At 72.4% G+C, this 13268-nt stretch carries 13 protein-coding genes; 6 read left to right on the top strand and 7 right to left on the bottom strand.

The annotated features are described in order from the left end of the window. Both ACWDS7_RS39610 and ACWDS7_RS39615 read right to left on the bottom strand, forming a co-directional pair. Positions 1–941 (bottom strand): CHAP domain-containing protein (locus ACWDS7_RS39610; RefSeq protein ID WP_451933451.1); only part of this gene is annotated, 941 nt, incomplete at its 3' end. Between the two features lie 213 nt (positions 942–1154). Further along, on the bottom strand, positions 1155–1646 hold the full coding sequence (locus ACWDS7_RS39615) for a MarR family winged helix-turn-helix transcriptional regulator (RefSeq protein ID WP_451933452.1): 492 nt from the start codon (positions 1644–1646) through the stop codon (positions 1155–1157). A 171-nt stretch (positions 1647–1817) separates the two neighbouring features. Here ACWDS7_RS39615 and ACWDS7_RS39620 point away from each other — a divergent pair, with 171 nt between their 5' ends. Beyond that, entirely contained in the window at positions 1818–2993 is a 1176-nt protein-coding gene (locus tag ACWDS7_RS39620; RefSeq protein ID WP_451933453.1) for an NADH:flavin oxidoreductase, read from the top strand. Positions 2994–3073: 80 nt separating this feature from the next. Then, entirely contained in the window at positions 3074–3523 is a 450-nt protein-coding gene (locus ACWDS7_RS39625; RefSeq protein ID WP_451933454.1) for a hypothetical protein, read from the top strand. A 43-nt stretch (positions 3524–3566) separates the two neighbouring features. Here the strand turns inward: ACWDS7_RS39625 and ACWDS7_RS39630 are convergent, their stop codons facing one another. Both ACWDS7_RS39630 and ACWDS7_RS39635 read right to left on the bottom strand, forming a co-directional pair. Then, positions 3567–4241 carry a TetR/AcrR family transcriptional regulator gene (locus ACWDS7_RS39630; protein WP_451933455.1) on the bottom strand — a complete coding sequence of 225 codons (675 nt, stop codon included), beginning with the start codon at positions 4239–4241 and terminating at the stop codon, positions 3567–3569. Between the two features lie 146 nt (positions 4242–4387). Then, positions 4388–5419, bottom strand: coding sequence for a saccharopine dehydrogenase family protein (locus ACWDS7_RS39635; protein ID WP_451933456.1), 1032 nt, complete (start codon positions 5417–5419; stop codon positions 4388–4390). Between the two features lie 96 nt (positions 5420–5515). Between ACWDS7_RS39635 and ACWDS7_RS39640 the strand changes: the two genes are divergently transcribed. After that, positions 5516–6463 (top strand): helix-turn-helix domain-containing protein, encoded by a 948-nt coding sequence (locus tag ACWDS7_RS39640; protein WP_451933457.1) that lies wholly within the window; start codon positions 5516–5518, stop codon positions 6461–6463. A gap of 28 nt (positions 6464–6491) precedes the next feature. Here ACWDS7_RS39640 and ACWDS7_RS39645 read toward each other — a convergent pair whose 3' ends face one another. Continuing rightward, positions 6492–8531, bottom strand: a complete 2040-nt coding sequence (locus ACWDS7_RS39645) for a family 10 glycosylhydrolase (protein WP_451933458.1) — start codon at positions 8529–8531, stop codon at positions 6492–6494. Between the two features lie 190 nt (positions 8532–8721). Between ACWDS7_RS39645 and ACWDS7_RS39650 the strand changes: the two genes are divergently transcribed. The 3 genes from ACWDS7_RS39650 (at position 8722) to ACWDS7_RS39660 (ending at position 11022) form a co-directional block, all read left to right on the top strand. Continuing rightward, positions 8722–10227 (top strand): golvesin C-terminal-like domain-containing protein, encoded by a 1506-nt coding sequence (locus tag ACWDS7_RS39650; RefSeq protein ID WP_451933459.1) that lies wholly within the window; start codon positions 8722–8724, stop codon positions 10225–10227. A gap of 237 nt (positions 10228–10464) precedes the next feature. Beyond that, the gene (locus tag ACWDS7_RS39655) at positions 10465–10674 is read left to right on the top strand and encodes a hypothetical protein (protein WP_399965493.1); all 210 of its coding nucleotides are present in this window, start codon (positions 10465–10467) and stop codon (positions 10672–10674) included. Between the two features lie 3 nt (positions 10675–10677). Then, entirely contained in the window at positions 10678–11022 is a 345-nt protein-coding gene (locus ACWDS7_RS39660; protein ID WP_306869863.1) for a DUF1036 domain-containing protein, read from the top strand. A 350-nt stretch (positions 11023–11372) separates the two neighbouring features. Here the strand turns inward: ACWDS7_RS39660 and ACWDS7_RS39665 are convergent, their stop codons facing one another. Both ACWDS7_RS39665 and ACWDS7_RS39670 read right to left on the bottom strand, forming a co-directional pair. Further along, on the bottom strand, positions 11373–12146 hold the full coding sequence (locus tag ACWDS7_RS39665) for an NUDIX hydrolase (protein WP_451933460.1): 774 nt from the start codon (positions 12144–12146) through the stop codon (positions 11373–11375). Positions 12147–12312: 166 nt separating this feature from the next. After that, positions 12313–13026: a DUF3152 domain-containing protein gene (locus tag ACWDS7_RS39670; protein ID WP_451933461.1), complete on the bottom strand. Its 714-nt coding sequence runs from the start codon at positions 13024–13026 to the stop codon at positions 12313–12315. Positions 13027–13268 lie beyond the last annotated feature (242 nt).

Raw genomic sequence — 13268 nt, forward strand, 5'->3', positions numbered from 1 at the left:
GGGTGCATGGTCGTGGTGGTCATGCTGCGCTCCTGTTCTGGGTCTGGGTGGTGAGGGTGCAGTCCGGGTACGGCCGCTCCGGCGGGCCGGCCGGGCCGGTCACCGTCTGCTCCGGGTGCGGCCGTCCCGGGTGTGGCCGCTCCGCCGGGCCGGCCGGCGTCCGGTCCGGTCACCGTGCCCGTCCCCGGGCCCTGTCTGCGGTGCCGTCCGGCGGCCGGTACGGCGGGCGGCCCGGCGGCCGGGGTGCGTGCGCGGCGTCTGGCCAGGACGAGCGTCGCGGCGAGGACGAGCAGGAGCACCCCCGCGACCGGCGCGGTCTCCAGGGGGATCGCCGGCGTACCCGGGCGGGCGGCGGCCACGGCGCCGGGGGCGGGCGCCGGGCGGACCTCGATCCGCCCGGCTGCCTGCGGGACGGTCGCGTCCTCGCTGGAGGGAGTCCCCGCCAGGCCCGCCTCGCCGGAGGAGGTCCCGGTCAGGCGCTCCTTGACCTTGCGCGGCAGCCCGTATCCGACCACCTTGCTCTCGTCGCGCGTCTTGCGTCTCAGCCAGACCCCGTCGACGTTGCCCTCGATGGTGTGGATCGTTCCACCGTCGACCCGCTCGACGACGCCGACGTGGTCGATGCCCTTGATGTCCTTGCCGCCCGACCAGTCGAAGAAGACCAGCGCCCCCGGCTCCGGCTCCCCGGACCAGGCGCCCCGCGTCTCGAACCAGCGGGCGTGGGAGGGCGTCCAGGCGAACTGGCCGACGAAGTCCGCGACGCCGGCCTTGTCGGCGGCCCAGGCGATGACCATGTCGCACCAGGGGGCCGTCCTGTACTGGGGGTCCTGGACGACGCTGGTCGAATACCACTCGCCGAACGTGGTGTGCTGACCGGCCCGCTCCCGGTATCCGAGCTCCGGTTCCATGACTCTGAGCAGATCGTCACCGATCGGATCCATGGCCGCCCGCCACCCCGTCCACTCGCCTCCGCCCTTCTGTGAAGGGTGGTCACCGCCCGATAACGCTGGACTGTATTCACTGGAAAGGCGAAAAGTCGGGTTTTGCGATAGAAAGCCGGCTGGAGAGCCCGCCGGATACCGGATTCGATGATGGCGGTGAGCCGGGGCCTCCGATGCTCTACGATCGTTGGCCCCGCTCCGCGGGGGCGTGCGCTACGAGCCCTTGCGGCCGGAGCCGCGGGCGGAGGCCAGCCGGGCGGCCTGCTCGGCGCCGACCGCGGAGACCCGGCGGAGATAGTCGCCGATGACGGCGAGCTGCTCGTCGGTGAAGTCGTCCAGGGCCGTGAGGAACGCCTCGCCGGGGGTCTCCCAGGCGGCGTCCACCTCCGACACGGACCTGGGGGCCAGGGAGACCAGCGTCTTCCTGCGGTCGCCGGGGTCGCTCTGCCGGACCACCAGCCCGGCCCGGTCGAGCCGGTCCACCAGCCGGGTGGCCGACCCCGAGGTCAGGCCGGTCAGCCTGGCGATCTCTCCCGTGGTCAGCGGCTCCGCCTCCAGCGAGAGGAGGCTGAGACACTGCAGGTCGGTGGGATGGAGCCCGAGGTGCTCGGCGAGGGCCTGGTTGAACAGCGTGTAGGCGGCGTAGTGCCTGCGGCTGTCGGCGACCACCCGCTGGATCAGCCGGTCGCGGTCCTCGTTCGGCATGTGGCGGCCACCCCTCCGGATCCGGTCGCGCGGCGCGGTCCGGATGCGCGGCGCAGATGATGTGTTGCGCACAATATGTGTCGCCGATTCATTCTACGAGGGCGGCCCCCGCCGCACCCGTCACCGGCCGGACTGATGCAATCCAAGCGCTTGTTTGGTAAACAGTGACTCATGGCCGGAACCGTGGCCGACGTCTTCGCCCCCGCGAAGCTCGGGCCGATCACCCTGCGCAACCGCCTGATCAAGTCCGCCACTTTCGAGGGCCGGACCCCCGAGGCGCTGGTCTCCGACGATCTGATCGAGTTCCACCGCCGGACGGCCGCCGGCGGCGTGGGCATGACCACCGTCGCCTACTGCGCGGTCGCGCCCGAGGGGCGCACCGAGCGCCGGCAGATCTGGATGCGCCCGGAGGCCGTCCCCGGGCTGCGCCGGCTGGCGGCCGCCGTACACGCCGAGGGGGCGGCCGTCTCCGCGCAGATCGGCCACGCCGGTCCGGTGGCCAACCCGGCCTCCAACCGGCTCCCCGCGCTGGCCCCGACCCGGCGGTTCAACCCGATGGGCATGACCATGACCCGGGCGGCGACGAGGACGGACATCGAGCGTGTCGTGCGGGCGCACGCCGAGGCGGCGCTCCTCGCGGCGGAGTCGGGCTTCGACGCCGTCGAGATCCATCTGGGGCACAACTACCTGGTCAGCGCCTTCCTCAGCCCCCGGCTCAACCGCCGGGCCGACGGCTACGGCGGAAGCCTGGCCAACCGCGCCCGGATGGCCCGCGAGGTGGCCCGCGCCGTGCGCGAGGCCGTGGGCGACCGGATCGCGATCCTGGCCAAGCTCAACATGGACGACGGAGTACGCGGCGGCCTGGTGCCCGAGGAGAGCCTCCAGGTCGCGGCCTGGCTGGAGGAGGACGGCGGCCTCGACGCCATCGAGCTGACCGCGGGCAGCTCGCTGCTCAACCCGATGTACCTGTTCAAGGGGGAGGCCCCGCTCAGGGAGTTCGCCGGGGTCTTCCCCCGGCCGCAGCGGCTGGGCGTGCGGCTGCTGGGCCGCCGGTTCCTGCGGACCTACCCCTACCGGGAGACCTATCTCCTTGACGACGCCCGCCGCTTCCGGGCCGCCCTGCGCATGCCGCTGGTCCTGCTCGGCGGCATCACCGGCCGCCCGGCCATGGACCTGGCCATGCGGGAGGGCTTCCAGTTCGCGGCCATGGGCAGGGCGCTGCTCATGGAGCCCGACCTGCCGATCCGGATCCAGCGGGACCGGGCCACCGCCTCCCGGTGCATTCACTGCAACCGGTGCATGCCGACCATCTACACCGGCACGCGCTGCGTGCTGGCCGAGCCCTGAGGCGGCCGAGCGGACGCCGCCCGGTCGAATAGCATGTGATCGCACTTTTACGGCATGCGCGAGGGGCGGGATGGGTTTCCATGTTCGACGACAGGACGCAGGAGACCCTCCGCCGCCTTCTGGACCTGGCCGAGCACCCCTCGACCCCGCAGCCCGAACGGGCCCTGGCCGTCACGCGGATCCGGGCGCTCATCATGGTGCCCGAGGGCGACGCGCGCCGCGCCCCGGTGACCCCGGCGATGGACGCCGACATCCTCAAGAAGATCAGACCGCTGGCCCGGCGGGTCGACGAGGACCTGGTCAACGAGGTGCACGGCGACCTCTACGCCTTCAGCACCCGCTACCGGGTGATCGGCGAGGTCGCCGACGAGATGGCCCGCCTGCTCGAACGCTGGAGCGCCGTCGTCCCGGAGAAACGGCACCGGCACGAGGAGACGGTCCGGATCACGGCCTCGAAGCTCGCCTACCTCCTGGAGCGCCGCGACCTGTTCCGCAGGCCGAAGTGGAGCAACCGCACCAGGCCGAGGTGAGCCCCCGGGCGCGGGGATCCCGTGCCGGTGTGCCCGGCTCCGCTCACCGGCTCCGACCGGCCGCCGGGGAGGACCGCTCCCGTCCCGCGGGGTGGAGGGCGCCGGCGCGCGCGGCGGCGAGCGCGACCTGCGCCGCGTGGTCGGCGGTGGTCTCGTCGACGGGTTCGGCGGTGATCAGCAGCCGGAGGTAGATCGGCGCGATGAGGGTCTTGAGGAGCTCGGCGGGGTCGGTGCCGACAGGCAGCTCGCCGCGTTCGACGGCACGGGTGACGACCGGCTCCGCGCGCAGGAAGCGGTCGGCGAAGAAGCGGCGCTTGACGTCGCCGATCTCCGGCACGCGCGCGGCGTCCGAGAACATCGCGATCGTGACGGCCCGGTCGGCGGGGCTGGTCAGCATCCTGACGAGCGAACGCGCCAGCTCGCGCAGGTCCGTCTCGACGGCGTGGGTGTCGGGGATGGGGATGTCCGCCGCCACCTGCTCGGTCAGCGCGTCCAGGACGAGGGCCTCGCGGTCCTTCCAGCGCCGGTAGACCGTCGTCTTGTGGACGCCGGCCCGCTGCGCGACGTTGTCGACGGTCAGGCCGGCGTATCCCGTCTCGGCCAGCTCGGCGAGCGTCGCCGAGAGGACGGCGGCGCGCACCTTGGGGCCGCGCCCGATCGGTCGCTCCCGGCCTGCCGGTAGGGACTCCGGTTCCATCGCGCCTCCTGGCTGCTCCATCGCCGGCACCTGCCTGTCGCGCTCATATTAAAGCAACCAGGAGTTGCGATGATCGCCGCCTCACCGGCGGACCCGCCCCGTCCCGGCGTGGCCCCGGGACCCGGGACCGGACAGGACCGGACGCCCGCGCAGAGGCCGCGGCCCGGTCAGCGCGGAAGCTCGACCGACAGGTGCGGAGCCAGCGCCCGCAGGAAGTCCGCCGCGTCGAACATGGCGCCGGCCGAGGCCACGCCCGCCGTCCGCGTGTGCCCCGCCAGGATCCGCCGGACGGCCTCCACCGCCAGTGGCGCGGTGACCGCGTAGATGTCCTGGCCACGGGCCGTGGCGCGGCGCTCGGCGCCGTCGGCGCAGACCACGACGTCGACGACGAAGGTCTGGTCCGAACGCCCCAGGGCGTCGACCGCCTCCGGCTCCGGCGTGTCCTCCCCGGCCAGGTCCCTCGCGGCCTCGACGGTCATGTAGGTGCGGACTTCGGGCACGGCCAGGTGGCTGGGGACGGTGACGACATCCGCCATGGTGAACTCCGCGATCACCGTCCGTCGTCCCAGCGGCTCCGGAAAGAGCCAGTCCTGCTCGGACACCTTGTCGTCGTGATACTCCAGCGCGCCGTCCCTGAACCGCACCCGACGGCCCGAGCGACGCTGGTGGGACACCTGACCCGCCGCCCGGGTCCCCGCCGTGGGGTGCCAGCCGCTCAGCCCGTACGCGATGTGCACCGCGTCCGCGGCGGTCGACCTCCCCATGGTCGCGCTCACCAACAGGTCGCCCAGCCCACCGTAGAAAGCCATGGCCGGCACCACGGGTACGCCCGCCTTCCGAGCCGCTTCCGCGTGGTCGGCGAAGGTCGAAGCGTTCGCCTCGATCTCCGCCGCGACGTCGACGTACGGGATCCCCGCGCGCAAGGCCGCCTCGACCACGGGGCCCGCCGTCACCGCGAACGGTCCGGCGCAGTTGACGACCGCCGCCGCGCCGGCGAGGGCCCGGTCCAGGGAGCCCGGGTCGTCCACCGCGGCCGGCCGCACCGTCACCTCTCCCCATTCCTCGGCCAGTGCCTCCAACCGGGCGGCGTCACGGCCTGAGACGACAGGGGCGAAGCCGCGCCGGAGAAGCTCGGCGACGACGAAGCGCCCCGTGTGCCCTGTCGCTCCGTAGACCACCACTGCATCCGATGCACTCATGACTCTCCAGATCTCGATGTTCCGAGGAGCCACTCTGGCCGAACGGGGAAGGTGACCGTGAGAGTCCGGAACGACATCATCCATACACTTTCGGACATGCATACCATCGCGCTGGCGACCGCCGGTCACCTGCTCCACTTCGAGCTGGCAGTGGCCTACGAGATCTTCGGCACGCCCCCGGGCGAAGCCACGGGAGACTGGTACGAGGTACTGCTCTGCGGGCCCGGACCGGTGCGGATCGGCCCGTTCACGGTCGAGCCGGACCACGGGCTGGAGCGCTTGACCAGCGCCGACACCGTGATCGTGCCCGCGTGCGCGGACATCGACGATCCGCCGCCGCCGGAACTGCTCGAAGCCGTGCGCGCCGCCCACGAGTCGGGTGCCCGGGTCGCCTCTCTCTGCACCGGGGCGTTCGCACTCGGCGCGGCGGGCCTGCTGGACGGCCGGCGGGCCACCACGCACTGGGCTCACGCCGCGGAGCTGAGTGCCCGCCATCCGCGGGCCGTCGTGGACCCGGACGTGCTGTACACGGACAACGGCAGCGTGCTCACCGCCGCGGGGAAGGCCGCCGCCGTCGACCTCTGCATACACCTGATCCACCTCGACCACGGCGCCGCCGTCGCCAACTCGGTCGCCCGCCGCCTGGTCATGCCGCCGCACCGGCCCGGCGGCCAGGCCCAGTTCGTAGCCACGCCGATGCAGGTCACCGGCGACCACGTGCTCGTCGGCCTGCTCGCCTGGGTCCAGCAGCGGCTGGACCAGCCGCTGACGGTGACGGACATGGCGCGGAAGGCGAACATGAGCCCGCGCAACCTCGGACGGCAGTTCCAGGCCGTGACAGGACAGACACCGATCCAGTGGCTCCTGGCCCAGCGCGTACGCCGCGCCCAGGAGCTGCTGGAGGCGACCGACGAGAGCATCGAGGCGGTCGCCCTCGCCGCCGGCATGGGTACCGCCACGACACTTCGACGCCAGTTCAAGCGGATCGTCGGAGTCCCGCCTGACAGCTACCGGCGCTCGTTCCGCGGCGTGAGACCTGCCTGATCGGTACGGGCGCGGTGCCGCTGGAGTGCTAGGTCTTCGTGATGCGGACGGCGTCGGCGATGACGTAACCGCCGGTGGAGGTCCAGCGGCTCACCCCGACGACGTTGTAGGTGCCGGCCGAGAGGGTGAAGGTGCCCAGGACGCGCCACTGGCCGCCGCCGGCGCGCTGATCGACGTTGATCACCTGGTTGCCGCCGCCGGCCGCCACGATGAACGGCGTCGCGCTGTTGTAGCCGGCGTTCGCCGGATACCAGACCTCGATCCGGTAGCTGCCGGCGCTGGGGATCTGGGCCCGGAACCACGCCGGGTCGCTCGCCGCGACGGGGTCGGCGAACCGGTAGTCGGCACCGTGGCGCTGCGCTGAGAAGCTCGAGGTGCCCCAGCCGGAGCCGGCGGTGAAGCCGGCGTCGGCGTTGTCGACGACGACGCTGAACGGGCCGGTGGCCGCGACCACCTGGCCCGCGCTCGGCGCGCTCTCGTGGTGCGGCCGGTCCATGGCCGTCACGTAGTAGGTGTAGGTGCCCGTGGCCGCGGCGGTGGCGTCGGTGAAGGACGTCCCGCGGACCGTCCTGAGCAGGTTGCGGCCGTCGGCGAAGAAGCACGGGTCCGTCGTCTGGGCGCCGCCGACCCGGTAGACGGCGTAGGAGGTCGGGCTGCTCGACCCGCCGCGCTGCCACGACAGCGAGACCCCGCCGCCGGTCCGGACCGCCGAGGTGATCGACGGGCTGGGCGGTGCGGCCGCCGTGCCGTGGGCCGGTATCAGGGCGGGCCTGGAGTAGTGGTCGGCCACCATCTGGGAGACGGCGCCGATCCGGTCGGCCCGGACGTCCTTGGCGCTGAAGAAGATGTCGCCGGCCACCTCCGGGTGCTGGCGGTTGTAGCTCAGGTGCGCGGTGAGCTCGCCGGGCTGCTGCCAGGCCGCGTCCTGGCCGGCCGCCCCGGCCCGGTAGGCGGCCTGCCCGACGAGCAGTTGGACGCCGGTGTCCTTGACCGTCTCCGCCCACCAGGCGGTGAGCACCTTGTAGTCGGCGACGGCGTACCCGATGTGCCAGTAGATCTGCGGCGCGACGTAGTCGACCCAGCCCTGCTTGATCCACAGCCGGGTGTCGGCGTAGATGGCGTCGTAGGACTGCATGCCGGAGGTCCGCGAGCCGAGCGGGTCGGTGGCGGCGTTGCGCCAGATGCCGAACGGGCTGACGCCGAACCTGACCCAGGACTTGGCCGTGTGGATCCGCTGGTCCAGCTCCTTCACCAGCAGGTTGACGTTGTTGCGCCGCCAGTCGTGGATGTTGCCGAACCCCCCGCCGTACTGGGCGTAGGTGGACGCGTCCGCGATCGTCTCGCCGCTGACCGGATAGGGGTAGAAGTAGTCGTCGAGGTGCACGCCGTCGAGGTCGTAACGGGTGACGGCGTCCATGACGGCGCCCTCGATGAACTCGCGGACCGCGGGGATCCCCGGGTTGTAATAGAGCTTGCCGCCGTAGGCGAACCGCCAGCCGGGGTTCTGCCGCGCCGGGTGGTCGGCCACCAGCCGGGTGGGGTCGTCGTGGTTGGCGACGCGGTAGGGGTTGAACCACGCGTGGAACTCGATGTCGCGGGCGTGCGCCTCGCTCACCATGAAGGCCAGCGGGTCGTAGCCGGGATCGCCGCCCTGGGTGCCGGTCAGCCACTGTGACCACGGCTCGTGGGGCGAGGGCCAGAACGCGTCGGCCGTCGGCCTGACCTGCACGACGACGGCGTTCATGTTCTTCTGCACCGCCAGGTCCAGCCAGGCGCGGAACTCGGCCTGCTGCGCCGACACGCTCAGGCCGGTCCTGCTCGGCCAGTCGATGTTGGCCACGCTGGCGATCCACATCGCGCGGAGCTGGCGTTTGGGGGTCGCCGGATCGGTGGGGCAGGCGGCGAGGGCGCCGGCCGTACCGCCCGCGGGGGTGGCCGCGGCGGCGCCGGCCGCCGGCACGGGCGCGACGGCGCCGGTGAGCGCGGTGAGAACGAGGACGATGGCTGCTGCGGCAATACGACCGATGGTGACGGGCCGACACGTCGAGCCCGCTCGATACGTCGTCACAGAAGGAAAGCTTCAGTGCTTTCCGGCAAAAGTGCAATAGTCTTCACGCCGGCCGGATCCGGGCCGCCGTCCCGGCCCGGAGGCGAGGGCGGAAATTTTCATCCAACTCATCAGTAATGTCAATTATCGACATATGTCATGAAACGCCCTTACTGTGCAGCCGTTGGCACCCCCCGATCGAGGAGCGACCATGACGTTCGCCCGGACCCGATTAGCCGCCATCACCACCTGTCTCCTCACCGCCCTGCTGGTCCTCGCCGGCCGCCCGGCGAGCGCCGCTCCGGCCGACCCCCTGGCCGACGCGTTCGCCCGCGCGGCCGCCGCCTACGACGTCCCGCGCGACCTGCTCGTCGCGCTCGCCTACGCCGAGACCCACCTCGACGGGCACGGCGGCAAGCCGAGCGCGAGCGGCGGCTACGGGGTCATGCACCTGGTCAGCAACCCGACCACCCACACTCTGGAGAAGGCGGCCGAGCTCACCGGCGAAGCGGTCAAGAAGCTGCGCACGGACGAGGCGGCCAACGTCCTCGGCGGCGCCGCGGTGCTGCGCTCCCTCGCCGACGGGCTCGGACTCGACGAGGCCGCCCGCAAGGACGCCGGGCGGTGGTACCAGGCCGTGGCCGAGTACGGCAACGCCTCGACCCCCGAGGTCGCCCGGCTGTACGCCGACGCCGTCTACGACCTGCTCGGCAGGGGCATCCAGGCGGCCGGGGTGCAGGTCGCCCCGCAGGAGGTGCAGGCCGACCGGGGCGCCTACGCCCAGGCCCGCGACCTGAGCGCCCAGGCCGCCGGCCCCGACTACCCCAACGCGAGCTGGGTGGCCGCCAGCTCCTCCAACTACACCGCCTCCAGCCGTCCGTCGAGCTACGCGATCGACCGGGTCGTCATCCACGTGACCCAGGGCTCCTACGCCGGCACGATCTCCTGGTTCCAGAACCCCAGCGCGAGCGTCTCGGCGCACTACGTCGTCCGCTCCTCCGACGGCGCCGTCACGCAGATGGTGCGCGACAAAGACGTCGCCTGGCACGCCGGGAACTGGAGCTACAACACCAGGTCCATCGGGATCGAGCACGAGGGCTACGTCAGCGACGCCTCCTGGTTCACCGACGCGATGTACCGCGCCTCGGCGGCGCTGACCCGTTCCATCTGCGACAAGTACGGCATCCCCAAGGACCGCACCCACATCATCGGGCACAACCAGGTGCCGGGCGCCACCCACACCGACCCGGGCCAGTACTGGGACTGGAACAAGTACATGCAGTACGTGACCGGCGGAGGCGGCACCTCCTGGTCCGTCACCGTCGACAACACCACCGCGGGCAAGTTCACGGCCAGCGCGAACTGGGGCACCTCCACCTACTCCGGCCAGCGGTACGGCACGGACTACCGCTTCGCCGACCCGGTGGCGGCCAGCGACCCGGCCTGGTACCGGGCGGCCATCCCCAGCGCGGGCACCTACCGCGTGGAGGCCTGGTACCCGGCCGACCCCGGCTACAACAGCTCCGCGCCGTACATCGTCGCCACCTCCGGCGGCAACCAGACGGTCTACGTCGACCAGCGCTCCGGCGGCGGAGGCTGGCGCAACATCGGCACCTTCTCGCTCAACGCCGGTGACTACAACGTCGTCGGCGTGAGCCGCTGGACCTCCGGTGTCGGCTACGTCATCGCCGACGCCGTGCGGATCACGCGGCTCTGATTCACGACCACAGCCCGCGCCCTGCTCGGGGGCGCGGGCCCCGCCACGGCCCTCCGCCCCATGGCGGAGCGGCCGTGGCCGTCCTGTGACCGAGGCGACCGCGGCCCGTCCGGCGCTCGACCGGGCGGCGCCCCTTCCGCGTCCGCGCTGACTTTACTCGACTCTTTACACGCCTTGACTGTTACTGTAGGTTTCTGGTCAGTCACTCAACGCGTTCAAAGAATGGAGTTGAGCCACATGCCGGACAACGGCACCGAGCGTCTGCCCGATCCACGGGTGGCGTTCGCGGACACCACAGCGGCCGATACGGGCGAGGTGAGCGCGCGCGTGGGGACGGCGGATCGGATCGCCGTCGCCGCGGGGGCCGACGATCACCTGCCGCCCCTGGCCGACCAGGCGATCGACGACAGGCCGCTGGCCCAGCGGTTCACGGAACCGGAGGAGTAGAGCATGGAGCTGCACTTCCGTAACCGCTACACCTCCAAGGTGTGGGTCGCGATCATGTTCTACAGCCCCGACGGCTGCCGTGACTACGGCCAGTGGGGCACCCGGGGCTGGTGGGCGATCGACCCGGGCGGCGAGGCCCACGTGCTCAACACCAACAACCGCTACGCCGCGTTCTACGCCGAGGCCGCCAACGGGGCCGTCTGGACCGGCCCCTACGGCCCGATCTACGTCTACCAGACCGCGTTCGACTCCTGCCTCAACATCGGCAGCACCGCGGCGAGGACCGTCGGCACCCGCCTGGTCGACATGAACGGCTACTCCCGCTACTACGTCAACCTCACTCCCTGACAGACGCCCCGCACGCGGCCCCCCTCGCCGCCCGACGCACGCCTCCGCACGCGGCCCCCCTCGCCGCCCGACGCACGCCTCCGCACGCGGACCCCCTCGCCGCCTGACGCGGACATCCCCACTCGCGGACTCCCTCGCCGCCTGGCCCGGAGGGGCCACCCCCGGCCCCTCCGCCCTGAACCTCCCGCCTCCTCAAAACGCCCTTGGGGCCTGAGCTTCCGGTGTCCTGAGCGTCCCGGACGCCTGGACGCCCCACGCGCCCGCGGGCATCCCCGGAACGGGACGCCTCCACCCGCCGTAGGGGTGGAGGCGTCCTCTGCCGTGTCCCGCCGGTCCCGGCCCGGCCGCGCTCAGTCCCACTCGTGCAGGGCGAAGGGCCGGCCGGCCGCGACGGCGCGCAGGGCCGCCGCCGGATAGTCGACGGTGTCCTCGGGGATCGCCTCCAGGGGGTGCCAGGCGATCTCGCTGCACCTGTCGGGTCCGGCGTTGTACGGCTCGCCGCTCCAGCGGGCGGCGGCGAAGAAGAGCCCGACCCGTTCGGGCGCCCGGTGCATGGCGTGGACGAAGACGAGGTCGTCCGGCTCGACGGTGACGCCCACCTCCTCGCGGGCCTCGCGGGCCGCGGCGGCCACCGCGGACTCGCCCTCCTCCAGATGGCCGCTGGGCAGGTGCCACAGGCCGTCGGCGTATCCGGTGCCGGACCGGCGGCCGAGGAGCACGGCGCCGTCGCGGGCGAAGACGACGTGGACGTCGACGATGACGCGGAAGCGGGCCTTCCTCACCTGGTGGGGGAGGGGTCCTCCGCGCCGGTCGAGCGCCTGGGCCCACTTGGCGGCGACGGCCGCCACCTGGACCAGCTCGGTGCGCAGGGCGTCCGGGTCGGTCTCGGCGAAGGCTTCGAGCACCTCCTCCTGGAGGATGTGCCGCCAGGTGAGCCGGCCCTCGCGGGCCGCGGCGGCGACGTCCTCCTTGGCCTCCTCGGCCGCCGCCGCGCCCTCCCGGCCGGTGCCGTCGGCGAGGTCCTGGATGCCCCACATGGCGTCCTGGGCCACCCGCTCGGCGGCGACGTCGGCGAGCACCTTCGCCAGCGAGCCGGGCACTCCGTAGTCACCGTCGGATGTCATCAAGGGTTCCTCTCGTCGGTTCCGCAAGCCGTACGGTAGCCCGGACGGTCCGGCGCGTGGGCTACGTGACCACCTCCGAGATGGCGGACTCGGTCGCCGTCCGGGAGCTGATCGGCGAGCTGCGGGCCCACTGCGCCAGGCGGTCCGCCGTCGCGGACTGAGCCCCTCAGCGCCGGGGCGACGGCCAGGCGTTGGGGCGGCAGCCGTACAGCGACTTGGTCTGCTGGAGCATGACCGGGGCCCGCCGGCCCGGCCCCGGGCAGGGCTCGTGGCCGTGGCCGAGACCGTGGCCGACCTCGTGGTTGATGACGTATTCACGGTAGGAGGCGACGTCGCGGCCGTAACCGCGCACGCCGCTGTTCCACCGCACCGCGTTGATGACCGCCCGCCCGCCGTTCCAGCACGACAGCATGCCCATGGTGATCAGGGGCCGGCACCGCCGGTCGGTCATCGCGGGGCTGGACAGCGACACCCTGATCTTCACCGGGCCGCGCTCCACCCGCTGGAACCGGAACCCCCAGCTCCGCCGGTCGTTGAGGATCCGGTGCACCTCGTCGGCGAACTCGTGCGCGTCGAACGGCAGGCCGTGCTCGACCTCGACCATGTACCGGATCACCTTGCCCGTGCGGCCCGCGGGTGGGCGGGCGCCGCCGGGGGCGACGACGTAGCGGCCGCCGGCCGATCCCGGCACCGTCATCCTCGGCGGCTGCCGCCGCCCGTTGGCCAGCAGGAACGTCTGCTCGGGCGCCGGTGACGCCGACGGCTCCGGCGGCGGGGTGGGCGTCACCGAGACCTCGGGCAGGGGGGCCGCCGGCGGTGCGGACCGGTTGGGGTCCGCCGCGGTCCCGCCGGGGTCCGGCGCGAAGTGACCACTCAGCAAGGCACTGCTCCCGACCAGCAGCGAAGCTGAAATACTCAGGGCAAGAACCCACACAACGGATTTAAGGTCACAACGCTTTACGTTCCTGAACATAGGCCGTAAACCTTATTACCTCCATCGCTGTTGTCCGATCGGGTCGGGAGGCCGGGCCGGAGCGGTCGTGATCAGGCGTCGTGACAGCGGATCGCCGGCCGATCTCCACGTCGCCGGTGCCGGACGGCGACGGAAGGGGACATCATGAC

The organism is Streptosporangium sp. NPDC003464 (assembly GCF_053588315.1).